The organism is uncultured Planococcus sp., assembly GCF_947501725.1.
In the GTDB taxonomy this organism is placed as follows: Bacteria; Bacillota; Bacilli; order Bacillales_A; family Planococcaceae; genus Planococcus; species Planococcus donghaensis_C.
On the sequence record NZ_CANMXD010000007.1, the window covers coordinates 32,689 to 58,990 of the forward strand.

A 26,302-nucleotide genomic window follows, 5' to 3' on the forward strand; every position below is an offset into this window, starting at 1 on the left:
TGTAAAACAGCGAGTCAGAAAAAGGAGTGAAAGAAATTGGCAAAAGATATTTGTGATGTGGTCTGTGTAGACGAGGAAAAGGTGGAGAGAGTCCAGCAACAGCTGGCAGAACAAAATCCGTTGGAAGTGGCGAAAATTTTCAAGGCATTGTCCGACGATACGAGAATCAAAATCGCTTATGCCTTATCGCTGGAAGACAAACTCTGTGTTTGCGACGTCGCCAATATCATCGGCTCTTCTACAGCGACGGCTTCCTACCACCTGCGCCTGTTAAAAAATATGGGTTTGGCGAAATACCGCAAAGAAGGAAAATTGGTCTATTATTCGTTGGATGATGCACATGTGAAACATCTGGTTCAAGTGGCCTTCGCTCATCAGAAGGGGGTTGTTGAAGTTGGTTGAGAAAGCAAAGATAGAAGAAGAAAAAACAGTCTACCGTGTGGAAGGATTTTCGTGCGCCAACTGTGCCGGAAAATTCGAGAAGAACGTCAAAAACCTTTCAGGTGTTGAGGATGCGAAAGTGAATTTCGGCGCTTCGAAAATTTCCGTTTACGGGACGGCCTCGGTTGAAGAATTGGAAAAAGCCGGCGCTTTTGAAAATTTGAAGGTCGCTCCTGAAATCACAAGTCGGCAAGCTGGTCCGAAAACGGAAACCGAAAAAACGACGACTGCAAAAGAAAAGAAAGTACCGTTCTACCAAAAGCACAGCACTTTGCTCTACTCCACCCTGTTGATCGTCTTCGGGTACATTTCCCAGTACGCAAATGGAGAAGAAAATTTGATAACATCCCTCCTATTCGTAGCGTCCATTGTCATTGGCGGCTACTCGCTCTTTAAAGTCGGTTTCCAGAATTTAATACGACTGGATTTCGACATGAAGACCCTCATGACCGTCGCGGTCATTGGGGCAGCCTTTATCGGCGAATGGGCGGAAGCGTCCATCGTCGTCATTCTCTTTGCCATCAGTGAAGCACTGGAACGCTATTCCATGGACCGGGCCCGACAATCCATCCGTTCGTTAATGGACATTGCCCCGAAAGAGGCACTTGTCCGGCGCAATGGACAAGAACAGTTGATTTCGGTGGACGACATTGCCATCGGGGATACCATGATCGTCAAACCCGGACAAAAGATTGCAATGGACGGCATGGTGGTCAACGGGTATTCGTCGGTCAATCAAGCGGCCATCACGGGTGAATCCGTGCCCGTCGCCAAAACGCTGGATGATGACGTCTTCGCCGGCACGCTGAATGAAGAAGGCTTGCTCGAAGTCAAAGTCACGAAGTTGGTTGAAGACACAACCATTGCGAAAATCATCCACCTGGTTGAGGAAGCACAAGGCGAACGGGCTCCTTCGCAGGCGTTTGTCGATAAATTTGCCAAATATTATACACCGATTATCATGGTCGTTGCTGCGCTTGTAGCCATCGTTCCTCCCCTTCTGTTTGATGCCAGCTGGGAAACCTGGGTCTACCAAGGATTGGCTGTGCTAGTCGTAGGCTGCCCGTGTGCTTTGGTCATTTCGACTCCGATTTCGATTGTATCCGCTATTGGTAATGCAGCGAAAAAAGGCGTTTTGGTAAAAGGCGGCGTGTACCTGGAAGAAATGGGCGCTATCAAAGCGATCGCGTTTGACAAGACCGGCACCCTGACCAAAGGGGTTCCTGTCGTCACAGACTTTGAGGTATTGAACAAGGGTACCAATGAAAAAGAACTGCTTTCCATCATCACAGCTCTCGAATATCGATCCCAGCATCCCCTTGCTTCGGCCATCATGAAAAAAGCGGATGCAGAAAATATTTCTTATTCTTCGGTCTTGGTCGAGGACTTCTCTTCCATCACCGGCAAAGGGATTAAAGGAACTGTCGAAGGCATCACGTACTATATCGGAAGTCCGATTCTCTTCAACGAGCTGGGCGCCGCAAGTGCCGATGAGAATTTGGAACAGAAGGTAACAGCCCTTCAAAACCAGGGCAAGACCGCCATGATTATTGGGACGGAACAAACTATCCTCGCGGTCATTGCCGTGGCGGATGAAGTCCGTGAATCCAGCAAGGAAGTCATCCAGAAGCTACATCAAATGGGCATCAAGAAGACGATCATGCTGACGGGCGACAACAAAGGAACGGGTAACGCCATCGGCCAGCAGATCGGCGTCACCGAAATCCAGGCCGAACTGATGCCGGAGGATAAACTGAATTTCATCAAACGCTTACGAGCTGAATACGGCAACGTCGCGATGATTGGAGACGGCGTGAATGATGCTCCGGCACTCGCGGCTTCTACTGTCGGAATTGCCATGGGCGGCGCTGGAACTGATACCGCTATGGAGACCGCTGATGTGGTCTTGATGGGCGATGATTTGAGCAAACTGCCGTTCACGGTGAAGTTAAGCCGGAAATCATTGAACATCATCAAAGCGAATATCGCATTTGCAATCGGCATCAAAGTGATCGCGTTGCTGCTGGTCATCCCGGGTTGGCTGACGCTATGGATCGCCATTATGTCCGATATGGGCGCTACCCTTCTGGTCGCGCTCAACAGCTTACGGCTAATGCGCGTAAAAGAGTAACGAAAAGAGCTTTCCATTTGTCTGGAAAGCTCTTTTCAGAAATACATACTGCTACTCATCCAGTCTGCAGCACAATCTTATTTAATCCTCAAGATAAAGGGTATGGATTTTAGAAGAGGCACCCCTGGCACGAAGCGCCCCTTGTTAGTGCCGGTTCGTCTCTTTTGAAATAAAAATAAGCAGAATCATCATTTTATTCAATGACCAAATGCCGAAGGAGGAAACAGAAATGACGGATGAAACAAAAAAGGATCTGGACTTATTGGTAATCGGTGCTGGATCAGGCGGCTATGTAGCGGCCATACGTGCGGCACAGTTAGGGAGAAAAGTGGTATTGGTGGATAAGGCCGAATTAGGTGGAGTTTGCCTGAACCGCGGGTGTATCCCTTCCAAAGCGCTTATCAGTGCTTCGGAGCGGGTGAAACACATCCAGCATGCCGGCTCCATGGGCATCAAGGTTTCGGGTGAAGTAGTGGTAGACATGCCGGAAGTTGTGAAATGGAAGGATGGAATTGTAAATAAACTCACGAGTGGCGTCCAGACCTTGCTGAAAGGCAATGGCGTGGAAGTCATTAGCGGGGAAGCTTATCTGACGGAATCCCATCAGGTAAAAGTCAAAACTGCAGACGAAGAACAGCTCTATACCTACAAAGATCTGATTCTGGCAATCGGTTCCCTGCCGACCGAACTGAAAAGCCTGCCGTTCGATCAAGAACGGATTCTCTCGTCAACAGAAGCCTTGACACTCCAGGAAGTGCCGAAACATCTCGTGGTGGTCGGCGGCGGGTATATCGGATTGGAACTCGGAACAGCGTATGCCAAATTCGGAGCCAAAGTGACCATCCTGGAAGGAACGGATACCATTCTTCCGGGAACGGACTCTGCACTGACAAATGTAGTAAAACGTCACTTAAAAGACTTGGGAATCACCGTCATCACCAATGCCATGGTCCAAGGCGGTGAAAATACAGGTGAAGAAGTCAATGTCCGGGTTCAAGTGGATGGCAAGGATGAAGTCATTAATGGCGATTACTGTCTGGTTTCTATTGGAAGAAAACCGAACACCGGAAAAATTGGCTTAGAAAATATTGGTGTGGAACTTGATCAACGTGGGTTTATCAAGATAAATAACCAATGTCGAACCACGATTGACCATGTGTACGCAATCGGCGATTGTGCAGGCGGTGACCTTTTGGCCCACAAAGCGAGTTATGAAGGTAAGATTGCTGCAGAGGTAGCAAGCGGACAAAAAAGTGTGATTGATTTCCAAGCGATGCCGTTTGTTATCTTCAGCGATCCGGAAGTTGCGTATACCGGGTTGACCGAAAAAGCGGCAAAAGAACAGGGCTATGAAACAGTTTCCAGTCGTTTTCCGTTCCAGGCGAACGGCCGCGCCTTATCCATTTCCGATGCCGATGGCTTTGTACAGATTGTGGCTGAAAAAGAGACGAAAAGAGTGTTGGGCGTCCAGATGGTCGGACCGGAAGTATCGTCTCTTATTGCCGAGGCTGTGTTTGCCATTGAGACCGGAGCGACTGCCGAAGACCTCAGCCTGACGATTCACGCCCATCCTACGTTGCCGGAGCCATTGATGGAAGCTGCGGAAGGAATCATGGGACACCCAATTCATATGTTGAATAAAAAATAATTTATAGCGAACACACATCAAGGACGGCCTGCACATTCATAAGCGCAGGCCGGATTTTTTACATTCGTGTATTTGTGACCTGCCGGGGCGATGATTAACAGACTAGATGATCAATTTACTCGCTGTTCCCACACAAGAGTTCCTTATGATGAAAATCTACTTATATTGAAAGGATGCGATCTTCATGAAGGCAGACAAAAAAGGAGCGTATATACCGGCACTCAAATACCATTGGATGACCCGGTTCTATGATCCGTTAATTCAATGGGGGATGCAGGAAAAGAAGTTGAAAATGCATCTGGTCCATCAAGCAGTCCTTCAACCTGGGGAAGTGGTAATGGATCTGGCTTGTGGCACAGGGACGCTTGCTCTTTTTCTTCAACGTTCACAACCCGGAGTGCATGTGGTTGGAGTCGACGCTGATCCCGAAATATTAGCCGTCGCCAAAAAGAAGGTAAAAGAAGATCAGGTCCATCACATCCGATTTGAGGAAGGATTTTCCGATCGGCTTCCTTTTGCCAATCATTTATTTCATCGTGTCTTTACCAGTTTATTTATTCATCATTTGACGCTAGAGAAGAAGAGGAAAACATTTGAAGAAGTTCATCGGACACTCAAATTAGGCGGCCAATTTCATCTTCTGGATTTCGATAAACCGCAAAATGGCTTGATGCGTGTTGCCTTCTTCCCCGTCCAATTCCTAGACGGGTTTGAAACCACTTCACCCCATGTCAAAGGCATTATTCCGAATCTCTTGAAAGAAACCGGATTTGCTGCAATTGAAGAGACGGGACAATTTTCAACCGTGGTTGGAACGTTACGGGCATACAAAGCTTTTAAGCCATAAATTTCTCGATATTCAGCTATTTTCTTTTACCTTACGTACTTGCATTTTCTATCTATCTATTTTCATTAAATTCACTTTGTAATCATGAGGAGCAAAACTTAAAAAGGTTATTAGGAAAGAGTTCGTAAAAGTACGCTTTTACAGCTACGAAGAGAGAGAGGCTGTTTTAAATCAGCCTCTCTCTCTTTGTATTTAAGCAACTTCTGATAAGCGGTCATATGTAAACTTTTAAATACGTGATTCTAAATTTTACAACAAGATGTTTTCAATCGAAATTAGTAAAAAATGAGTTTATCCCTTAGATGCTGTGTGATGATAGACCATCCATCGGCATCATAATATCTTTTAAAACTCTGCTGGCTTAATCAGTTCCATGTAACTTCGAATATCCTCCTCGGACATTTCACCTGTAATGATTTTCTCGATTTCCCCATTCGGATTGACCAGGACGGTCGTCGGCAGTGGCCGGATGTTGTAAGTTTCCATAACACTTTTATCTTTGTCGATGACAATCGGGAAAGTTAAACTTTTCCGTTCAGCATATTGTTCCACTTCATAATCTGACTGGGCGATGTTGACGGCCAGTATCTCCACACCTTGGTCTTTGTATACTTGATACTGCTTTTCCATTAAAGGAAATTCTTTTTCACACGGTTTGCACCAGGTCCCCCAAAAGTTCACAAACACCCCTTGTCCTTTGTAATCAGATAGCTGATGACGTTCCCCATTCAAATCTGTCAGCGCAAAATCGGGTGCCGTATCTCCAATCTGCAGCAATTCACTTTTTTCCTTCGTTACACCATTGTAGATGGTAAACGCAACAGCCCCCATCATGACCAGCAAAATGGTTGTCCTCATCAATAGTCGGTTCTTCTTTTTCGTGGCCATCTTATCTTAGCTCCTTAATTTTTTAAAGAATAAAATAAGGTCTCATCTAGAGACCTTATTCGAGAGTGATATTATTCAGCTTCTTTTGCATCACCAGCGGCTCCCATAAAACTTGCACAGGTATCCATCATTTCCTGTCCTTTAGGCGAATTCATTGCATTCATCATATTCGACATATTGCCATTCTCCATCATGTTCGTCATTCCGTTTTCATTAGCATTCATCATTTTACCAGCGCTACCGCTATCTGATCCACTGGCAAATGCGGTTGTTCCTACTACTAGCAGGGTCGACAAAGCAAACGACAAGATAAAAGGCGTTTTTTTCATTTGCATTTCTTCCTCTCCTTCTTTTATGACTGTACAATTAAAGTATAGACACTAAGTTTGTTGAATTTGTGAAGATGCGAAAGTCTTATTGTTTATTTTGTAAAAACGCTTTTCTTTCTTCAAAATCTTGTTCATCTATTTCTCCGCGCGCAAATCTTTCCCGGAGGATTTCCATTGAAGAATCTTCCCGATTTTCAACTTCTTCAGAATCTCCTTTCTTTGTAGCCAGTTTCATAGTAAATAATACGATTCCATAGATAATTAAACCCACTGCAATAACCCAAAAAATCATAGTCAGAATCATGCCTCCACCCATCATCGACATCATTTTTATAACCTCCAATTATCATGGAATATATTCTCAATCAACTTGTTTTCAAAAATTCCACTCAGTTCAATCCTGCGTATTAAATTTATATCCGACACCCCACACTGTTTTGATGGGGTTGTAAGATAATCCGGCTTTCCGAAGCTTTTCCCGTACGTTTTTTACATGGGTATCAATCGTTCGCAAGTCGCGAAAGTCTTCCGGCTCCCAAATGGTATCCAATAAAATGTCCCGGGTGAAAACTCTTTTGGGCTGGCTTGCGGCCATATAAAGAATGTCGAACTCTTTCGGCGTCAACTCGACGGAAACGCTCTTCACCTTTACTTCTCTGCTTTCACTATCGATAAGCAAATCTTCAAAAGTTACCAAAACGCCTTGAGCCCCCTCTTTTTTAACCTTTTCCCGGCGAAGTAGCGCATTGACACGGGCCACCAATTCTTCGGGGGCAAATGGTTTAACCAGATAATCATCAGCTCCAATATTTAAGCCCCGAACGCGGTCCTGAACGTCATTTCGAGCGGTCAGCATTAGAATCGGCACTTGTGTAGTCTGACGTATGGCAGAGCAAACTTCCCATCCATCAATATCCGGCAACATGATATCCAATACCAGTAAATCGTAAGAGTTTTGCCTGGCCATCTGTATGGCTTCATGCCCCCCTCGGGCTTCGTCTACCTGATAGTGCTCTTTTGATAAATAAATTTTCACAAGGTTTCTCATATTCCATTCATCATCGACCACTAAAATTTTGTTTTTCATTTTAAGCCCTCACTTTTTGATTGCTTAACCTAACTATAGCCTTCAAGTTTGTAGTTACTGTGAAGTTTTCCGATTTCCGTTCTTTTCATTTCACTGAAGGCAGCCGAAAATTCTGTGACTCAGTTGCTCATAATCCCGTAAAACCGTTAAAGAAATTGTTAGACAAAAATGAAATTATCTTAGTCATCCAATCAAAATAGAGGAATACCCCCATGATGATCATAGTAACTCCGCCTACCTTCATAATAAGTCCGCTATATGTCTTTACCCACTTCATCCTTCCGATAAAAAATGACATAAAGAAAAAAGGAATTGAGAAACCGAGGATATAGGCAATCATATAAACCAACGCCTGGTTCGGATTTGAAACTCCCAGCGCAATAACACCTGCTAAAATAGGGCCGGTACATGGTGTCCATCCGGCGGCGAAGGCAATGCCAATGACACTTGAACCCAGATAGCCGCTTGGCCGGTCTTTAAACGTCATTCTTTTTTCCTGCATCAGGAATTGGGGTTTAAACACTCCCAGTATGACCAGACCCAGCAAGACGATTAAGATTGCCCCGATCTGCCGGATCAGATCTCCATAATAGCTGAATAAGTTGCCGAACAAGGAGGTGGAGAATCCAAGAGCAATAAAAATGAGGGAAAATCCAAGCAGAAAGAACGTGGTATGCAGCAATGCCCGTTTTCTCAGTATCCCTTTGCCATTCTGTAATTCATCCACAGACATTCCGGTTATATACGACAAAAATGCTGGATATAGCGGCAGGCAGCAGGGGGATACAAAAGATAACACCCCAGCAGCGAAAGCTAATAATAAATTTACATCTTCCATTCCCATCCCGCCCTTTCTAAATTAGTTTTTTGGATTTTTTTATGCACATTTAGAACCGCTACTCATTAAACCGCATTTCCCCCGGTATAACGACTCGAAAAGCAAATTCCACTTCTTCTCCGTTCGATTTTTCCGCCGTCACCGTCATATTCATTGTGCCAGCAGCATGAAGAAGGTTTCCCGTAAGTTTAAACACACCTTCTTCAACTTGGAATGCTTTATAGTTCACCTGGTAATTCGGCGGCATGGATAACGTTACTTCCACTTCCTCAATCGGTTCACCTTCGAAATCCATGGTTAAAACGTTTAACCCCAACTTCAAAGGAGAGAAACGGACATCCAATTCAACGTCCTCTTTTTCTATGATGGCAGGGTAAACGCCTTGTTCAGCTGAACCGGGTGTTGAAACAACCAAAACAGATGCAAACAGTAAAAACAAAGCCGCATAAATTATCTCGACCCGCACCCGTTTTGCCACTTTAGACACAGCCTTCTCAGTCAATTTTTTGATTAATCTTCTTTGGAAAAATCCAATCACCAAAACAGCGAGGGTTAACGCCATTTTTAAAACAATTGTTTTCCCCCATTCACTTTTCCAAAAGCTCTCAATTGTATAAGAAGGGACATATTTCATTGTCATATATAACCCGGTTACAATAATGACCGATAAACTGACGAATGCCCAATTCGAAAAAGCCGGCAGCGTGCTTCGTAAAAATTTTTTCATCTCCTCTTTCTTGGGAAACGTCAGTAATCCCAGTAAACCGCCAATCCAAATGGAAGACGCCATTAGATGCAGCGCATTCATAAACATTGAAAAGTAGCCGCCATATCGAGGATATGCCGCATGCCCGGTTATAAAGGGAATCAGCAACAGCGCAGCTGCAAAAAACAGCAGTCTCACTTTTGTTAAGAAGACGCCAAGCAGCAATAAACCAATCTGCAACAACGGAATCCAAACAAATTTCAGCGAAAGAAACTGAATGAATGACAGGCTTTCAAGTTCGCTTTTTTGAGCCACAAGAACGAGAACCACGCCAGTGAATACAAAAAACAGCAGGAAAAAAGAAAGTGGATTCCGTTTCAGCGAAGCGGCTTCTTTATGTATGACCGTATGAAAAAACGCTAAGCCAAATAAAGCCATCATGCCGATGAAAAACAACCAGTATCCCGTTTGTTTTAATCCTATACTGGCAAACCAGGCAGATCCGACTGGCTCTCCTTCACTTGGCTGTTGAATCGCAGTAAATTCATCGACAGCAAAATAAAACACGCCTATGGTATCTGGTAGGCTAATATCTTCTGAGGCAGCGGGCCGGGCGTACCAGGTAACTTGGTAGGATCCTTTCGGCAGTTCTTCATTGAACTCAATAATTACATGATTTGGATCATCAGGATTCATAACAGGTTCCTTGATACTGATCGATTGTTGCCTGTCATCAAAAACCCCAATAGCGGTTATGTCAGCAGGCTGATTGAACCAAAGATTCATTTTTCGGGGAGAACCATCTGTAATTTCTCCATCTTCGGGATAATTTTGAATAATTTCAAAATCCGTCTGTTGCTGTGTTTTTTCTTTTTTAACTACTTGGAAATTCAGATTCTCTTCCATTATGTCGCCATCCAAAGCGATGACACTTATCATGGCCACGTAACTGCCGGGCGGTAATTCATCATTCAAGTTACTGATAATATGCGTCTTATCGTCAGGATCAACTCGTGTATCCTCTAATTCAATTCTAGTTCCAGATTGACTCTTTAACTGAATAGATTCAGCGTGCAGAACAACAGGGTCCTGAAACCAAAATTCGAGCGTTGAAGGACTTTCAGTTAGCCTTTCTCCTTCTGATGGATTGGTTTCTTCCAAAGTAGAATGAGCAAGACCATGGATTTCCGGAAAAACAGCGTGCATCAAAAGCAAAGTGACGAATAAAGCAAAAAATTTATGGACAAACTTCATAATAATCACCTCCTTACAGCTTTGAAATTAGTGCGTAATAGACGTTTTATCAATTTCAGATTCCGGCATTATCTGTTTCATATAATCAGCTATTTGGGATTCCGTTAAACCGGCAGTGATTCGGTCTACCACTTTTCCGTTTTCGTCTATCAGAAAGCTGACGGGAATTGCCGCTACATCATACAAATTCATCGTTTCTTGGTTCAGATCAAGCAAGATAGGAAAAGTCAATCCGTATTTCACCGCAAACTTTTCGACTACTGGTTGTGGCTCTGCCACATCTATCGCTAAAATTGTAACCCCTTTTTCTTTAAACAGTTCATACTGATTTTGCATGAATGGCATTTCCTTTTTACAGGGGGGACAATAAGTGGCCCAAAAATTCAAAAATACACCTTTTCCTCTATAATCGCTCAACTTTACAGTTTCTCCTTCAAGCGTAGTAAGTTGAAAGTCAGGAGCTACATCTCCAACGGAAAGGGCTTCTCCATTCTTTTTGATGTCTGAGAGATTGGTGAAAAGCACGTAGATTATAACGGCGGCAAACCCGACTAAGAGACTTGTTTTTATAATGGATCGTTTTTTATCACTCAAATCCTGACACTCCTAAAGTTTGAAGTTAATACACTGGAACAGTTCCAGAAAAAAATGGTAACCTGTTTGCGGTTACCATTTCCTGCGGATTTTGATCAACCTTGAAATTTGCTACTTCACAGTAGCTAAGAAAACTACTGTTTTGTACCTGCTTCTAAGTTAATGCCTGTCCCTTTTTCAGCTATCTGGCTCCAGTTCCCGCCAAAATCTTTGGTCATGTACATATCTTTTTCAACCGTTGTAAATGTGATTTGGTTTTCGTCCTGCGGATTGCCCGCGATATAGCCGATTGTGTTTTCTTCACTCAATTCAGGGATTGAAATGAGTTGCGGCTCATTTGTTTCGCTATCGAATATTGTTAAAGTCACTTCCCCAGAAACACTTCCTGCAACCAAGTTACCTGCTGGAGAGAAAGTGACTGCTGTAGTGGGAGAGTCTGATACTGGATCAAAGGTCTGTCCAAAATCGTTTGACAGAAAGACTCCTTCGCTTGTCCCTAGAGCAACAGTTGCTTCATCTGTCGGGTGAACGGCTATTGAAAATATCGGGCCTTGCAAACCCGTCATCTCACTTTTCGTCCAAGTCTCTGTTTCGTCTGTGGAATAATATAAACCAATGTCATCCATTCTTGAATTTGTCTGCGGATTGATCACATAAATGGCATGTGAATTATATCCGACTGCCATTCCATGAAAATCCACTTCCTGATACAGATCCAACATTTCCAAGTTTTGCCCCATATCAGTTGTTTTAACCACACCAAATGGATTTTTCAGTGAAGAACCTGGACCTGGATGACCACTGCTGTAAAATCCATCATCAACCATGACAAAGCCCATGTAATCATGCGGCTCAGCTGCTGCTTCGCTCCAGACGCCATTTTCGAACACTTTCAATCCATCATGGGAAGGGACATATAATCTGGCTCCGTCTCCTGAGAAACCAAGCCCGTGTACGTGCATCATTTCAATATCGCTCACTTCTGGTGTGTTTTCTTCGGCAGTTGTCGTCCCTGCTTCGCCTTCTTCACCAGTTTCTTCTTCGTTTGTTTCCTCATTCGCGGACTGGTCTTCAGCCACTTCTTCAATTGCTGCATTATCCATAGCTTCTTCTTCACTTGAGCATGCCGCGATACTACCCGCCAATAGCGCTATCAGGAGCGCAAATGTAAAATTCTTCATTTTGTTACCTCCTCTTTTTTGTATACTGCCAATAAATTACTCCTGTCAATATCAGCGGAATGCCCATCCATAAACATACTTGGACAAATGTTGTTAAGAAAACCGTCAATCCGGTTTCCAGCATTAATGTTCCAGACATCGTTAAGCAGAGTATTCCAATAACAACCAACAAAATGGCTAAAAAAACCTCAATCCTTCTCATGGAGATTCCCTCCTTATGATTGGGAAAGCAAGTTCAAAACATGTGCCCTTTTCAATCTGGCTTTCCACTGTAATGGCTCCTCCCTGCAATTCGACCAGCTGTTTGACAATCGCCAATCCAAGTCCTGTTCCTCCGAACTCCCTCGACCTTGATTTTTCTACCCGATAAAAACGTTCAAACAAAAACGGGATATCTTCTTGTGGAATTCCAATGCCCGTGTCTTCAACGAGTACTTTTACAGTAGTGATGTCACTGAAAAGTTTAACTTTTACGAAACCACTTTCAGTATAGCGGATGGCATTTTCAAGTAAATTGCTGATGATTTGTTCCATTCTTAATCCATCAGCATTTATACTCGGGAAGTCATATGGTTGGTTAAACTCCAATTGAAGCCCTTTCGCTTGTGCGTTCATTTTCGTCTTGAGAAGCGCATTTTCTATCACTTCCACCAAATCCACTTCTTCGAAGACCAACGCTATCTTTCCATCTTCCATTTTTGATAGCTCAAATAAATCTGAGACCAGATTCGACATCCTTACAGCTTCCAGTTGGATGATCTGCAGATACTGTTCTTTTTCTTCTTCTGTTTCATAAAGGTGATTCCTTAATGCGCTTGTATAACCTTCCAAATACGTAATTGGCGTTTGCAACTCATGCGATATATTGGCTAAAAATTCCCGTCGATTGGAACGATATCGATGAAGTTCGATCGCCAGATCATTTATAGCTGCGGCCAGCGTACCAATTTCATCCATTGAACTGCGCGAGACTCTTGTATTCAAATCGCCTGCAGCTATTTTCCGAGTTGCTTGCTCCATTTCTAGAAGAGGACTGGATAATTTACGCGATAAAATGAAGGTAAAACCGACCGCCAAGAAAACTGCCCCTATTCCCGCTAGGATTATTGCTCTTTTAACTAACTCCAGCGACTGATACAAGTCTTCGACAGAAGACAAAACAAAAATTCCACCGATTAGCTGCTCATCGTCCGAGTAAATAGGCTTTCCAACTTGAAGATAACGTCTATTGTTAATATCATCATAATATTCACTTCGAATATCAGCATTATTTGCCATCACAGCAAGGTCTTCAGAACGGATACCTTCTCCTACCGGCAAACTTGGAATACCTGAATTCGCAACGACTATTCCTTGTTCATCAACAATAATAATTTCTTGTTCTGTTACTGAGGCAAGCAACTCGAACAATTCCAGCTGCTGTTCATCAAGTGAGTCGATTGAATTTGCATAGCGGTCCGATGCTTCTTCTACTTCTTCTTGTACCTTGCTAAAATAAAAGCCGGAGAAAATTTGGTTCACTACAAAACCAAGCGGCAATAAAATTACCAACACGAGCAGCAATATGCTGGAACCTAATTTAACTACAATGCTGTTCCCTTTCATAGTTCTTCATCCAAACGCTGAAATACGCGAACCTTCTCTGCCCCAGCACGCTTAATCTGAATAGGTTCTCTCAGATGATCGTTGACTCCTTCTTTCGCTAATGCTTCTTTAATTTTTCTCATTGATTCACTCCCCAACAGTAAATTTACTCGGCAATGCATCAATTTCATCCACTTTTTCTTTCCGTGCCCATTTAAAGAAAATATAACCGATCACTGTACTGTATACAATCTCCTGGACAACTTTCATGACAATACCACCGGTTCTCTGATCTTCCAGCGGCGGAAGAGAAGCAAACAGCTGTGGAGCATCTGAGTATACCGTATAAAACGATTGGTCTGAAAAAATGATAAGGGCGCAGGCCGGTGTCAGCAGCATTCCTGCCGCAAAAATGTATCCGATTTTATGGATTTCGGACAACTTATCCAATTCTTTTACCATAGGGATAAGCGGAATCCACATAAAGAAAGCTGTCACCGTTAGAATAAAATGCATTAAATTATGCAGCATACTATTTCCTACAACTAAGTTAAATATGAGGGGAAGATGATAAAATGAAAACAATACATTAAACAAAAGCAATGGAAACAGCGGACGTTTCAAGAAACTTAATATTTTAGTCCGCAAACCGATTCGGATTATAGGTTCAACAAATCGTTTCGGAAGACCCAGCAACAATAAGGGCGGCAAAAGGGTGTATATTAACGATTGCTCCAGCATATGAGCGCTGAATAAATAATGATCACCAAGTACATGCAACGGGCTTCCTAGTGTTACATACAGCACCACTAAAGCCGAAAAGAAAAAACCGAAATTCTTGAAAAAATCTTCTTCCGTTTTGAATTGATAAACATAGACCCCTAAGATGATGACCAAAACCACCGCCATCCAAAGGTTCCAGTGTGAAAACAAATTAGCTGCTTCGGTTGCTTCATCAACGCCATTATGCGCCAAGCCGCTTTCTGCCGGATTCAAAAACAACACTAGTAGAACGCTAAACAATATCCCAATTACTTTCACTGTCTTTCTCACTTCTTTCTACTTGTCCTCATAATGTGCTGGTTTTTTAAGTACGACACGTCTATAAATAAGTAATCCGAACGCTAGTATAATCGCCATCACGGAAACCAGCTGCGCTGCCCGGAGTTCGCCGATTACATACAGGCTGTCTGTCCGCATGGCTTCAATGAAAAATCGACCAAAGGAATACCAAATAATATAGAAAAAGAACAGCTCCCCGCGAACTAAATTGACTTTTCGAAGCAGCAACAAAATAACAATGCCCGCCAAGCTCCACAGTGATTCATACAAAAACGTCGGATGATAATAAGCGCCGTCTATGTACATCTGGTTAACGATCCAATCGGGAAGGAACAAGCTTTCCAGAAACGCACGGGACACTTCTCCGCCATGCGCCTCCTGATTAATGAAATTACCCCAGCGTCCAATTGCCTGGCCGATTAAAATGCTCGGGGCCAAAATATCCGCCACTTTGAGAAATGACGTATTGCGCTTTTTGGTAAAGACATAAGCGACGATGACAGAAGCGATCAATGCTCCATGAATGGCGATTCCGCCATTCCAAATAGCTATAATGTCTGCCGGATTGTCTTTGTACTGCTCCCACTCAAACGCCACGTAATAAATACGCGCTCCAATGATTGCCAATGGCACTGCCCAAATCAGCAGGTCTGTCAAAAAATCAGGATGGAGCCCTCTTTTGACCATCTCTCGCTGCCCGACCAAAAAAGCAATGATAATTCCTGTGGCGATAATGACGCCGTACCAGCGAACATCGATTGGTCCCAGTGAAAACGCAATGGGGTCTATTGTCGCTAAAATCTGATGCATATGCTACCCCTTTCTAATCCGTTAAATCATCCTACTTACTTTTTTCTTTAGATTTAACAAAATTCTATAAGACTCAGATACTCCAGTAAGTAATGGTGTCCAGTACACCTAACATAATTAAAATTACTCCGGACCCTTTTTGCATATACCATCCGAGTTTTCTACCCTTTTTCATCACAGCTCCACCAGCTCCGAAATACCAAATCAGAAAAATGGCAATGAACAACGGCACGGAAGTTCCGATGGCGAACAAGCTAGGCAACACCACCCCGTAGGAAGTGGAAAGAACAACAGGCATTAATGTCACAAAGAATAGGACAAACATCGTCGGACAAAACCCAAACGAAAAGCTGACACCGAGGAAAAAGGATCCCATTTCCCCCTTTTTAAAAAACTTCTTTGGCACTTCCAGGAATGTTAAAGTCCCTTTCAGCTTAAAAATTCCCAGCATAAAAATACCAACAACGATAAATAATGGCCCCACTACTTTTCTGAACCAGGGGAAGTACAGTGTGAGCCGGGACTCAAATTCATTCCCTAACATCCATACCAGCAGTCCCAGCCCGGTAAACACAGTGATCTTTCCTAGTGCAAAAAAGATAACTTCAGCCCAGGCTGTTTCTTTTTGAAGCGACTTATTCCCATACAGGGTAATGGCACCAATATTTCCCGTGAACTGACAAGGAGCCATGGCTCCTACGATCCCGAGCAAAAAAGCAAAGAGAAGAGGGGTACTCATAAAACTATTTGAAAGAGTGATAAAAGGCTGCATCATGGTATTGCTCATCTGACTAATAAATTCATACAACAGAACTCACCAACTTAATCGCATTTTTGACTTCTTCATATTAAGGGAAAAGTTTGTAGAAAGTATGAAGTTAAAACCTTACTTCTAACTTCAGACGAGTTTCTGATATAGGCTACCCATTGAACCTAAGGAATGTATGGAAAATATTTTAAAAAAGGTAAAAAATCAATACAAAAGACCTTTTGTCAGTTATATATCTGATAAAAGGTCTTTTGTGGTTTATAAAGAATAAATCTTTTGCTTGAAGTCAATTCTATTTTAGCAGATGAGAGCGGAAGTTAAATGGCGATGCCATAACTGATCTTCACATATCTTTCGCAAAAACTTTAGGCTGCACGTTTTATAAAGAAACGTTCCACCGCAAAAATTGCAATGATAAACACAACCGATACGGCGACAACGAACAAGTCAGAGTTCACCTTTACCCAAACAAATGCCGCGAGTACAATGCCATCTAAGGTGAAGGCGGTCAAGACGACGAAAGGGTTCGCCCCTACTTTCCCTCGCGAATGCTTGAATACACCCCAATGGATAATCATGTCCATAAACAGGTATAGAATTGCGCCCACCGAGGCGATTCGGCTCAGGTCAAAAAAGATAGTGAGAATCATAGCCAATACAATCGTGTAGACTAACGTATGCTTTTGAATGCTGCCAGGCATCCCGAAATGCTTGTGAGGAATGAGTTATATCAGTGCTTTTAAGTATTCGGTCCATTCTACTTCCAGGAAGAATCGGTTTGCTATGACCGGGACTGAAAGAAGTTTTTTCATGAGGAGCATTTTTCTTCTAACTCCTATTAATATTTAGGTAAATACAGTTTTCTTCGAATTTTCCATACCTATTTTTCAATAAAAGTTGTTTTTATTTCAAATTAATAGGTCAGTACCATACTGCCGTAGCTCTTTTTCTATATTAACTTCTTTACAGTTAAACATTATGAAAAAAGGAGATGCATCATTAAAAATTTGCTATACAAAATATATTTTGTTTTTAAATATCAAAATAATATTTTTTCTTTCAATATTTATTAATTGTAGTTTTTTCAAAAAAAAAATGTCATAGAAATATTATAGTTTGAACAAACTTTCGTTCTATTAATTATTTAATCTATAACAAACTTTAATTAGATTTTTTAGAGTTTTCCAAATCAGCTTGATACATAAAGTCTTATTTAAAATTTTTCTACAAAAGGAAATAAAATATAATTAAGTTTTTTGCGGTAGTTGAATAATTCATAAGAAAAAAACAAGACTATTTCTCCTATATTAAATCAAATAATTGATATAATTAAATTTAATAAAAGAAAATATTGTAATTAATTTTATAAATTTGTAAAAAAAAATTTACGTTTTAAGTTGAAATTTCTCTTTTATTTGATTCTAAACATTTTTTTGTTATTTTTAATAAATTAGAAACGTTGGCACATCAGCTTTTTTAGCAAAAAAATACTATTGTAATACAATTGTAATATTACTGCAATCTAACTAACGTTGTATTCCTTACTTTCTCCCCCTATAGTAAGTTACAGAGTAAGAAACATTGAATCCTTATCTTTGGATAATAAAAAACGTTAGGGGAAAACAATGAAAAAACTAGTCTTTTCAATTTTAACTGCAGGTTCATTAATCTTATCTAACTCAGCTATGGATGCCGAAGCGATGATTAACTCTACATCAAAGGCTAATACAGCGGTTGCATATGAAACTACAAACAGTCAAAACGTCGAGCAAGTTTCAATAAGCAAAGCAGTTGCAATGTCTGGAACATACAAATTCAACTATGCTACTAATGTCCGCCAAGATGCGGGTACCCAATATAAAGTTGTCACCGTCGCTAAAAAAGGCGCTATTACTACTGCTACTCACAAGAAAACAGTAAACGGCAAAACTTGGTTTAAAATTAAAACCAGCACAAATACCGGATGGGTACTGAGTTCTTTAGTTTCTAAGTATTCATCAGTTAAAACAGTTTCTAGTTCTTCATCAATCGACTCTAAAGTCGTTTCTATTGGATTATCCCTTCAAGGAACACCATACAAGTGGGGCGGTACAACACCAGCTGGATTCGACTGCAGTGGTTTTCTCCAATACGTATACAATAAAGCTGGCCAATCAATTTCACGCACAACCCTTTCTATATTCTCAGAAACAAAACAAGTATCATCTCCACAGCCGGGAGACTTGGTCTTCTTTGCGAACACGTACCGTCCAGGAATTTCGCATGCCGGAATTTACATCGGCAACAACCAGTTCGTTCACTCTGGCGGATCGAAAGCTGAAGTTGTCAGCTTGAACAATTCGTACTGGGGACCTAAATTCCACAGCTTCAGAAGCTTTTAATAATAATTTCAAAAGGCCACCACCGGAAACTAGAGTAACCCAATAAAATGAGACAAGGAAAAACACCCCCAACGTCGTATGTAGTTACTAACGACAAACTGGAGGTGTTTTTCTGTATGGGTTCAAAAAAGTTTCTTCTCGTTAAGTTTTTATATTTCAGTTTGATTGATCACTTATCCTACTGGTGGATCCGACAACTGCTTTCTTGTGTGATTGATCTCACCTTTCGATTTCGACTGTGTTTGTTTTGGGATTCTGTTTTTTCTTATCGGCTGCAGGACCCTTTTCTTGATAGATTTCCGTCCTTAACCGAGCGGCGAACGATTGGATGTAGCCCTCGTCTTGTTTCAGCAGGACATCATGATACCCGTTTTCTAATGTGGTGTACGTCTGCTTGTCCACCAGCTGCTCCTTATCCAATTGGTGGAGCGGGTGAATGTATTCCCCCTTTTCATATTGAGAACTGATGACGAGCGTAAGGCCGGTGTCTTGTGGAATGGCCACGGTATAGGCTGTTCGCTCTTGCCTGTATTGATCGAAGTCTAAGTTATTCACTTCCCCAAAAGGCTGAAACTCACTGCTGATGCCATGGATAAACATAGCGGGATCTTTATGATTCAATTCCTGTCCAGAATGAGACGCGTGGACCTTCAGTGCTTGGTCCGTGAGATTGTAGGCGATATCATCCGCCTTGCTTTGTAGTAGCTCCTTCTCTTTTACTTGCTCAAAATGCGAGTCGATTTCGTCGATAAACTCGCTGGCTGTGCTTTGGACTTCCTTCAGCAGCCGCTCCTTGTCCTTCAATTCGCTACCCTTCGTCCAGTTGGCCAGGTAGGAAAGCGTGAAGTCTTCTGTATCGATGCCGTAGCGATTGGCTACCACATACGAAACCATTTCGGCCTGGAATTCCTTTTCGTTCGTCGATAACTCTTTGGCTCTCTCCGGCGTGTGCATTTTCGCGTGTGCCAGTTCGTGGATTAACACCGAAACATTCTCGAATTCCGTATTGCGCGGATTCAAAGCAATAATCTTTTCGTTCGGAGCGGCTGCTCCTTTGGCTGTCCCGAGTTCGAATGGTGCCTCGTCAACAATAGTAAAATCTAATTTTGTAGCAACTTTATCCAGTGCAACCATCATTTCTTTGCTGCTTTCAAGGCTTCCGTCCCGGTGGTATTTTCCGAATATCTCTGAGACCGACAGATTCAATTCCCGGGCATTGGTCTGCGTGTATTCAAAGACATGGCCAATTTTAAAGAACGTTTTTTTGGATGTCTCCAGCTGCTTCTTATCGATCAAATCACGTTCTTGCTTGCTGGCAGAAGAGACTGGCACATCAATTCCGTTCTTCTTGAAAAACTGGACCGGCGTGGGGACGAGGATCTTGATACCCTTCTCCCCTTTTTGCACAGCTGCCCCTTTGCTCTTCCAAAAATTAAAGGAGCCCACAGCTTGGGCTCCCATGAATTGCTTATCGATTAATACCATATTGCGCTGCGAGTAGTTGTGGAAGTTGGCCATGAAGGCCAGGTGCTCCCTCATCGCTTTTTCAGAAACGAAATATGATTCAATCTGCTGATCCATGCCAGCAGTCAATTCTTCGATTTCCTTCATCTTCTCTTCCGGGGTTTTCTTTTTGCCTTTGAACGCCATTCAGACCATCACCTTTCTATTTCAACTACTTTCTCTTTTGTGAATGTTTTCGTTTCAACTAAATCAATGTTCCAGTCTTTATTCTTCGGCTTGTCAACTTCAAAATTAGTTAGATAATTAGACCAGCGATCTACAAACTGTTCACCGGCTGCATCATTGTCGACGGCAAAGATGACCTGTTCCACAACCGCTCCTCGCTCCTTGCAGTCCTTGATCAAGTCCCGAATACCAGCAGTAGCGGATTGGTCTTTAAGGCCGGACATGGACAGCAGACGGATGTTTTCGGGCCGTTTCAATTCAAAATAACTGAGCGCATCAATCGGGCTTTCGAATAACGCAATCTTGTTTGGCGTACCTATATCCAGCCTAAATCCACCATCTTCTTTACTATTCGCCAAGATCTGTTTAAAGGAACCGCGCTTGTTATCCATCTTCACAGTGCCTTGCCGATCACCGCCGACAATCTTGCCGGCAGAATCTTTCCATTTAAAAATACCGTTCTTTAATTTATCTTCAGCCAGCAAATCATTACGAACTAGAGCGGCAACAATTTTTGGATCCAGCTTCCGCTCATCAATTAAATACTTCGATATGTTTTCCTGTTTCGGAACTTCTTGATGGTTCGGGTATTCGAATTCTTTTGACGCGCGCCGCTCCGATTCCCTAGAAAAAGTCTTGGAAGAATCTTGCGCATTCACATCCCGAACTGCATCCTGGAATGTCATGTCGTTATACTCACGGGCAAAGCTGATGGCACCATAGCCGCCCTTGCTTCGACTGTTCCAGTACCAATGCCCGCTGTCTTTAATTACCAGTGAATCGTGTTCCGGATGCCGGTAATAATGTCCCTGCCGCTCCAAGCTCTCGCCTTTTGCGTGCAAATAATCCAGTACATGAACTTCATTGGCTTTTCGAACTTCTTCTCTGTCCACGCGATCACCCACCCCAATCACTCCTTTTGATTACTAGAAAAAAGATTTTCTTCAGGATTTATTCTTCATCGAATTCTTCAGCCGCTCCAATCAATTCTGTTAAATCCATTTCCGGAAACTCTTCCTGTATGACTGACTCTTCGATGTTTAAAATGAGTTCGTTTGTGTCCGAATCTACTGGAACTAAGAAGACGTTCTCTGTCACCATATTGAGCAGCACTTCACGATCCGATTCCTTCAATTCAATTTCAATGTCTTCTCCATTCACCGAAACCAATACATCCTCTTCTCCGACTTCCTTGATCAAACCCAGTGTGTAATTGTGGCTGAATACGGCCATTGTCATCCGCTCCCTTTTCTATTGATTGTCTTTCCGCTGCTTCTGTTCAGTGATCCGCGACTCAATCAACTCATCCACCTGTTTCAAGAACGGAGGGGCGTTCATATCCGTCGTCATGATGTGATCGATGTTCTGGAGCTGCAGAAGTCCTTGGACCAATTCAATGAGTTTCTGCGTGTTGCGATCTGTGTTGTTGGTGCCTAAACGAATCTTATTTACTTCTTTTGCAACACCCGCCTCAATCAATTCACTGACAGAATCCGTCACGTTTTGCGAAACGATTTGTGCCAGCATATTCGTATTGACCTTTTCAGAGGTCAGCTGCTTGTGCTCTCGGATAACCAATTCTAAAGCCCGGGAACTGCTCTCTCGCGGCAGCTCGTTTTTAATGGCGTAATCCTTTAAGTACTCATGTACATCTTCATCAATGCGGTAACGATGTTGCCTTTTCGAGTGCTCATATTGTTCATCCATGACGTCGCCTTCTTTCTTTTTTCAGTTAGTACCAAATCGGTATCAACTTCGAGTTGTCCGCAACTTGACGACAGCTGGGAGCACTAACCAAGTTGGTTAGCACTGAAAGTACCGACCAAATTGGTCCCAACTGAAAATCACCTTTCGTATTCCTTCTCCTGCTGCAATTCTTCGTAAGCCTTTTGGTTTTTGCTTGTTTCTAAATCATCTTTGGCAAAACAATTGGCCAAATAGACGGCCTTGTTGAGATCGCGCTGAACAATAAACCTGCTCGGCTTTTTGCCGTTTTTTCTAGAAAACTCTTTTTGTTTCCAATCGTATTCGCTTACTTCTTTGAGGATGGTGTTGCCCATGCGTGTATACAAATCCGTCATCTTTGTTTCGCGGTACCGCTCTGAATTGACCGAGTTGCCATACATCCGTTTATGAACGTCCACTTCTTTGTCCAGCTGCTTCTGGAAGTCTTTGAATTCTTCTTTGAAATTCTTTTCGATGTATAGAGTAGTGAGCTTGTCTATCTCCGGACGGACTTCTTGAATGGCGTTCATGTTATAGCGCCACATCCGTTTGTCATCCGGCAGCTGCTTATGGATCTTCTTAAACTGCCGGAGCAACTCGCGGTTCATGACTTGGTTCTTTAAGCTTGTAAGCGGGTCGTTGCGCTTGGAAGTGATGACCCGCTCTCGGATAAATTCATTGAGCTTTTCGTTGTGCTTGGAGCGGTCGGTTATCTTGTTGGCCACTTTTGATTTCATCGAATCAATGGAAGCTTGTTTTCGTTTGCCCCGCTCTTTAAGATTCTTCGTCTGCACGATGGCGACATGGACATGAATGTTATCCGTGTTGTAATGGATGGCGCCTGTCCAGATGGCCGAATCGATCATGCCTTCCTTCTTCAACATGTCTTGGACAGCGGAGCGGGTTGCGTCTTGGATTTGTTTGTTATCGATGTTCTTGCCTTCCAGCACGCCGCTTTCTTTCAGCCAGTCGTTATCAAAAGAGATGACGTCCTGCCACAAGATGCTGCCGCTCTCCTGCGCCTTTTTAAATTCTTCCTTGAAGTATTCCTTGTCTTTATCGTTAAGGCTGTCCTTGCTTAACGTGAAGAGCCCGGTCGACTTCTCTTCGTTGCTCATGTAGTCCTGATATTTTTCAAAAGCATTTACTTTGTCGTGCGTTTCTGCCCGGTCCATGTAATTCAAGTAATCGTTAAACGACGTTCCTCCATCGCTGCCGGCAATAAATTTCGACTTGATGACAACAGCCGGTTTACTCGTCATCGGCCATCAACTCCCGAAGAACACCGACCAACTGATCAAGACTGTCTGCCGTCTTCTCCATGAACAGCGTATTGACTTGAAGCTGCTTCTCGAAACTGTCGTCCGCATTCGAAATCATTTCCAACATCGTTGCCTTTTCAATAAATTCTTTTAGGTAAACTTGACGGGATACATTCTTTTTTTTGGCCCATTCATCAATCTTTTTGACCGCGTGGGGATCAACATCCCGAATGATAAGATCCATGTCAAAACCTCCTTCGTTAAGTGTATATCAGAATACCGATATAGTCTGATACCTGGTGTAGGGAAGAGAAGAGCATAAGGGAAATCTGCTATCACTTTCAGTGCTAGACCAGGCGGAGCCTGGGTTTGAGGTGATATCACTAAAAACAGCTTAAGGCTTCCATATGGAAGCCCTTTAAAAAGCCATTTGCCTCCATATGGAAGCCCTTAAAATTGACCGTTAAATATTCAAATCGTATTGTTTTTGTTTCAAGCGCTCCACTTTTGCACGAATATTTTTGATGTCGTCGGCCATAATTTCTTTCTCTTTTTCGTAGCCTTCTATGCTCTTCTCCAGTTGGAAAACGTCATTGTTTGTTTCGACTTGTTCGTCTACCGTTTGATAAAGAAGGTCCACTTGGAGCTGCTCAATCTCTTTCAGAATCTCAGCAATTACATCGTCTGTCATGCCGCTCTTATCTTCCAATTCATTGATGTCTTGCTCTGCTTTTGTAATCAATTCGCCGGTAATTTCCAGCGCGTATTCCGTAAAGTTCCGATCAGGTATTGCTTCTTCTTTGACCACTCGCTGATCTGTGTAGACAGTGGAAATGACTTTCTCTTTACCTTCCTCTGCTTCTCCTTCGGCGAACAAATCATCATAACTCTTTTTACCTTTATTGAATCGGAGCGCAATCTGATTGAAATCTTTTGGGACATCCTTGATGTGAATAATGTAAATATCGCTCTCGTCATAAACAATTTCTGTGGGAAGTTCATCCGATAATCTTTCTCGACTGACTGCAGTGAAATCCAACTTCGTCATGTAGTCCTCAATGCCATTCGTAATCAGTGTGACCTCCATCATGTTCTGTTCTTTATCGTATGCCCATTCCTTTATAGTGAAATTTCCGTTTGCCTTTAAATCAAATTCTTCATTCAATTCGGTTTGATTGAGCGGAATATCTTCTGCCATGAAGAGCTTCGATGTTCCGAAAAATCCGAAGCCGAGAATGAACATAAAAGCCAATGTGATATACAGCGTCGACATGTTGAGCTTTAGGTTTTTCTTTTTCTTTTTCGCCATCTAGATCCCTCCGTACTCGTTTTCGAGCGGCTTGATTTCAGCCACTTTCAAGAGATTTTCTTCTACTGTGAACAATAATTTTGCGTACATTTCCTTTTCTTCTTCGTATCCGGAAGAAAGGATTTCTTCACTGTAGGTGTAATGCACGATAGCTTCGTTTTCGTTCTGGCCATCAGCAAAAACGTTCACCTCATTGATTTCAATAGATATTTTCTGCTGTTCTTGATCCATTCCGTCAGCAGGATATAACGTTTCATACAGGCTCTCCGTCATGTAATTAAGCGCCAATTTCTTTCGTGTGGCATACGACTCAGGATCACTTTCGAACGCGTATTCAATAAACCGTTGCGCAGTGTTGATGAGTTCATCCGGTTCCGCTCCGGTCTCTGGAGCTGCTTGTTCTGCCTCTTCTACCTCAACCGGAGCGGTAACTTCATTCGCATCCAATTCTTTTTGAAGTGATGCAATCGTATCCTCTTTTTCTACTAACTCACTTTCGTATTGCGCTTCCGCCTTCTTCTGTTCATCAAGGTCTCCGCGGTCTACGGAGTACTCTGAAGTGAAGCTGTAAATATTAACTGCCAGTGATATTACTAGAAGAAACGAGAGGAGAATGAGCAATGATTTAGTTGTGAATTGCATGCGTTATGCCTCCTTAAATAAGAAAGGAGCGGGATCCATATAGCCGCCCCACATCTGGGTTTTGATTTCAAAGTGTAAATGCGAACCGAAAGAACGTCCGGTATTGCCGCACATACCGACTTTATTGCCGCCCTCGACTTTTTGGTTTACCTGGACACTGATGCGACTTAAATGTGCGTAGGTGGTGAATGAATTGGCTGCATGTTGAACGGTGACAACATTTCCGTAACCGCCATACATGCCGGCAAAAACGATAGTGCCATCTTTCACTGAGTGGATGGAATCAGCCTCGCTGCAGCCCAAGTCGATGCCGTCATGGTGCTCTGGTCCCGCTCCGATGTTCCGCCATCCATAGTTAGAGGTCACGCGCATTGTGTTGCGGACAGGAGCGGCCAAGTCTCCTGCAATCATTGCTGAGTTCCCTGTGCTGGCAGAGGGTAGATACTTCAGTACCGCTTCCACATAACCGATGTCTCCATAACACGCACTGTGCTGAATCGCTTCCGGCCGATTGCATTTATAGATGCCGGTGTGCTTCAATTTCTGGTACTGCAATTGCGAGAAGGAAATGGCCAGTTCCTTTGTATAGGAGCCGCCATTCTTCAATACATAATCGATAAAACCGCTCCCAAAGTTGTAGCTTTGCAAAGTCAATTTCACATCTTTCTTGGCACTTTTGAAGACAGAAACGAAATGCTCTACGCCGTAGGATATACTTTCGTCTGGATCGGTGATGCAGCCAATCGAACCGCATTTCGATTCACTGGCTTGCATCGGATCGTTTCCTTTCCCTCCGGATTCCTGCATCATCAACGCCAGTAGCAACTCGGTCTGTCCTTCCATATCGTACTTGGCAAGTTCACTCGAGATGGCATCTCGGTATTGAGCAACCTCCGGCGAAACGGATGCCGGACCGACGCCGGCACCGATGCCATCTCCCGAAGAACCATCATCCGGACTGGAGAACATAGAGAAGATGCCTGCTGTGAAAATCAAGATAATCACGATTGCCAGAGCGGAACCGGCAATGATCAGTTTGGCTTGCAGACCAATTGGATTGTATTTCAGTAACGCTAATTTCAGCGCGGTCTTGGCCAGTTGAGCCTTTGAACGAGGCTGCGGCAT

29 protein-coding genes are annotated in these 26,302 nt (G+C 42.9%); 5 read left to right on the forward strand and 24 right to left on the reverse strand.

Translation table 11 applies throughout. The features are described 5' to 3' along the window. Positions 1–36: 36 nt before the first annotated feature. From Q0785_RS11515 to Q0785_RS11530, 4 genes are all read left to right on the forward strand, one after another. Positions 37–402: a metalloregulator ArsR/SmtB family transcription factor gene (locus Q0785_RS11515; RefSeq protein ID WP_298829862.1), complete on the forward strand. Its 366-nt coding sequence runs from the start codon at positions 37–39 to the stop codon at positions 400–402. Beyond that, on the forward strand, positions 389–2,572 hold the full coding sequence (locus tag Q0785_RS11520; protein ID WP_298829864.1) for a heavy metal translocating P-type ATPase: 2,184 nt from the start codon (positions 389–391) through the stop codon (positions 2,570–2,572). The genes Q0785_RS11515 and Q0785_RS11520 overlap by 14 nt, the downstream gene beginning before the upstream one ends. A 229-nt stretch (positions 2,573–2,801) precedes the next feature. After that, positions 2,802–4,220 carry a dihydrolipoyl dehydrogenase gene (gene lpdA / locus Q0785_RS11525; RefSeq protein ID WP_298829866.1) on the forward strand — a complete coding sequence of 473 codons (1,419 nt, stop codon included), beginning with the start codon at positions 2,802–2,804 and terminating at the stop codon, positions 4,218–4,220. 184 nt (positions 4,221–4,404) lie between these two features. Beyond that, positions 4,405–5,067, forward strand: a complete 663-nt coding sequence (locus Q0785_RS11530; protein ID WP_298829868.1) for a class I SAM-dependent methyltransferase — start codon at positions 4,405–4,407, stop codon at positions 5,065–5,067. A gap of 345 nt (positions 5,068–5,412) precedes the next feature. On the opposite strand, the gene resA (Q0785_RS11535) is transcribed toward Q0785_RS11530, so the two are convergent. The 15 genes from resA (Q0785_RS11535) to Q0785_RS11605 form a co-directional block, all read right to left on the reverse strand. Beyond that, a complete protein-coding gene (gene resA, locus Q0785_RS11535) occupies positions 5,413–5,955 on the reverse strand; it encodes a thiol-disulfide oxidoreductase ResA (RefSeq protein ID WP_298829870.1) in 543 nt (180 codons plus the stop codon). 71 nt (positions 5,956–6,026) lie between these two features. Beyond that, on the reverse strand, positions 6,027–6,290 hold the full coding sequence (locus Q0785_RS11540; RefSeq protein WP_149456958.1) for a hypothetical protein: 264 nt from the start codon (positions 6,288–6,290) through the stop codon (positions 6,027–6,029). A gap of 79 nt (positions 6,291–6,369) precedes the next feature. Then, positions 6,370–6,612: an SHOCT domain-containing protein gene (locus tag Q0785_RS11545; RefSeq protein WP_149456959.1), complete on the reverse strand. Its 243-nt coding sequence runs from the start codon at positions 6,610–6,612 to the stop codon at positions 6,370–6,372. 66 nt (positions 6,613–6,678) lie between these two features. Continuing rightward, a complete protein-coding gene (locus Q0785_RS11550) occupies positions 6,679–7,371 on the reverse strand; it encodes a response regulator transcription factor (RefSeq protein ID WP_149456960.1) in 693 nt (230 codons plus the stop codon). Between the two features lie 127 nt (positions 7,372–7,498). Continuing rightward, entirely contained in the window at positions 7,499–8,209 is a 711-nt protein-coding gene (locus tag Q0785_RS11555) for a cytochrome c biogenesis protein CcdA (protein WP_149456961.1), read from the reverse strand. Between the two features lie 58 nt (positions 8,210–8,267). Beyond that, on the reverse strand, positions 8,268–10,169 hold the full coding sequence (locus Q0785_RS11560) for a copper resistance protein CopC (RefSeq protein ID WP_298829884.1): 1,902 nt from the start codon (positions 10,167–10,169) through the stop codon (positions 8,268–8,270). A gap of 27 nt (positions 10,170–10,196) precedes the next feature. Further along, complete coding sequence (resA, locus tag Q0785_RS11565; protein ID WP_298829885.1) at positions 10,197–10,763, reverse strand: thiol-disulfide oxidoreductase ResA; 567 nt, start codon at positions 10,761–10,763, stop codon at positions 10,197–10,199. Positions 10,764–10,897: 134 nt separating this feature from the next. After that, entirely contained in the window at positions 10,898–11,944 is a 1,047-nt protein-coding gene (locus tag Q0785_RS11570; RefSeq protein ID WP_298829886.1) for a F510_1955 family glycosylhydrolase, read from the reverse strand. A 4-nt stretch (positions 11,945–11,948) separates the two neighbouring features. Beyond that, positions 11,949–12,146, reverse strand: coding sequence for a hypothetical protein (locus tag Q0785_RS11575; RefSeq protein ID WP_149456965.1), 198 nt, complete (start codon positions 12,144–12,146; stop codon positions 11,949–11,951). Then, positions 12,143–13,549, reverse strand: coding sequence for an ATP-binding protein (locus Q0785_RS11580; RefSeq protein ID WP_149456966.1), 1,407 nt, complete (start codon positions 13,547–13,549; stop codon positions 12,143–12,145). The genes Q0785_RS11575 and Q0785_RS11580 overlap by 4 nt, the downstream gene beginning before the upstream one ends. Next, on the reverse strand, positions 13,546–13,671 hold the full coding sequence (locus Q0785_RS11585) for a hypothetical protein (RefSeq protein ID WP_262499814.1): 126 nt from the start codon (positions 13,669–13,671) through the stop codon (positions 13,546–13,548). Before Q0785_RS11585 ends, Q0785_RS11580 begins: the two co-directional genes overlap by 4 nt. Positions 13,672–13,675: 4 nt before the next feature. After that, a complete protein-coding gene (locus Q0785_RS11590) occupies positions 13,676–14,569 on the reverse strand; it encodes a cytochrome c oxidase assembly protein (protein WP_149456967.1) in 894 nt (297 codons plus the stop codon). Between the two features lie 18 nt (positions 14,570–14,587). After that, positions 14,588–15,400: a prolipoprotein diacylglyceryl transferase gene (gene lgt / locus Q0785_RS11595; protein WP_298829888.1), complete on the reverse strand. Its 813-nt coding sequence runs from the start codon at positions 15,398–15,400 to the stop codon at positions 14,588–14,590. 73 nt (positions 15,401–15,473) lie between these two features. After that, entirely contained in the window at positions 15,474–16,208 is a 735-nt protein-coding gene (locus Q0785_RS11600; RefSeq protein ID WP_298829890.1) for a sulfite exporter TauE/SafE family protein, read from the reverse strand. Between the two features lie 326 nt (positions 16,209–16,534). Next, positions 16,535–16,870 carry a hypothetical protein gene (locus Q0785_RS11605; RefSeq protein ID WP_298829891.1) on the reverse strand — a complete coding sequence of 112 codons (336 nt, stop codon included), beginning with the start codon at positions 16,868–16,870 and terminating at the stop codon, positions 16,535–16,537. Positions 16,871–17,794: 924 nt separating this feature from the next. On the opposite strand from Q0785_RS11605, the gene Q0785_RS11610 reads away from it, so the two are divergent. After that, positions 17,795–18,550 carry a C40 family peptidase gene (locus Q0785_RS11610; protein ID WP_298829893.1) on the forward strand — a complete coding sequence of 252 codons (756 nt, stop codon included), beginning with the start codon at positions 17,795–17,797 and terminating at the stop codon, positions 18,548–18,550. 219 nt (positions 18,551–18,769) lie between these two features. Here Q0785_RS11610 and Q0785_RS11615 read toward each other — a convergent pair whose 3' ends face one another. The 9 genes from Q0785_RS11615 to Q0785_RS11655 all read right to left on the reverse strand — a co-directional run bounded on the left by Q0785_RS11615 (position 18,770) and on the right by Q0785_RS11655 (position 26,302). Further along, the gene (locus Q0785_RS11615; RefSeq protein ID WP_149456971.1) at positions 18,770–20,200 is read right to left on the reverse strand and encodes an ArdC-like ssDNA-binding domain-containing protein; all 1,431 of its coding nucleotides are present in this window, start codon (positions 20,198–20,200) and stop codon (positions 18,770–18,772) included. An 8-nt stretch (positions 20,201–20,208) separates the two neighbouring features. Further along, positions 20,209–21,144 (reverse strand): DUF3991 and TOPRIM domain-containing protein, encoded by a 936-nt coding sequence (locus tag Q0785_RS11620; protein ID WP_149456972.1) that lies wholly within the window; start codon positions 21,142–21,144, stop codon positions 20,209–20,211. Positions 21,145–21,190: 46 nt separating this feature from the next. Then, on the reverse strand, positions 21,191–21,472 hold the full coding sequence (locus Q0785_RS11625) for a hypothetical protein (RefSeq protein WP_149456973.1): 282 nt from the start codon (positions 21,470–21,472) through the stop codon (positions 21,191–21,193). Between the two features lie 18 nt (positions 21,473–21,490). Further along, on the reverse strand, positions 21,491–21,946 hold the full coding sequence (locus tag Q0785_RS11630) for a hypothetical protein (protein ID WP_149456974.1): 456 nt from the start codon (positions 21,944–21,946) through the stop codon (positions 21,491–21,493). Positions 21,947–22,083: 137 nt separating this feature from the next. Then, positions 22,084–23,226, reverse strand: coding sequence for a MobP2 family relaxase (mobP2, locus tag Q0785_RS11635; protein ID WP_298829897.1), 1,143 nt, complete (start codon positions 23,224–23,226; stop codon positions 22,084–22,086). Beyond that, positions 23,216–23,470, reverse strand: a complete 255-nt coding sequence (locus tag Q0785_RS11640) for a hypothetical protein (protein ID WP_149456976.1) — start codon at positions 23,468–23,470, stop codon at positions 23,216–23,218. Before Q0785_RS11640 ends, mobP2 begins: the two co-directional genes overlap by 11 nt. 219 nt (positions 23,471–23,689) lie before the next feature. Then, the gene (locus Q0785_RS11645) at positions 23,690–24,535 is read right to left on the reverse strand and encodes a hypothetical protein (RefSeq protein WP_149456977.1); all 846 of its coding nucleotides are present in this window, start codon (positions 24,533–24,535) and stop codon (positions 23,690–23,692) included. Next, entirely contained in the window at positions 24,536–25,177 is a 642-nt protein-coding gene (locus Q0785_RS11650) for a hypothetical protein (RefSeq protein WP_298829900.1), read from the reverse strand. A gap of 3 nt (positions 25,178–25,180) precedes the next feature. Next, positions 25,181–26,302 (reverse strand): lysozyme family protein, encoded by a 1,122-nt coding sequence (locus tag Q0785_RS11655; protein ID WP_298829901.1) that lies wholly within the window; start codon positions 26,300–26,302, stop codon positions 25,181–25,183.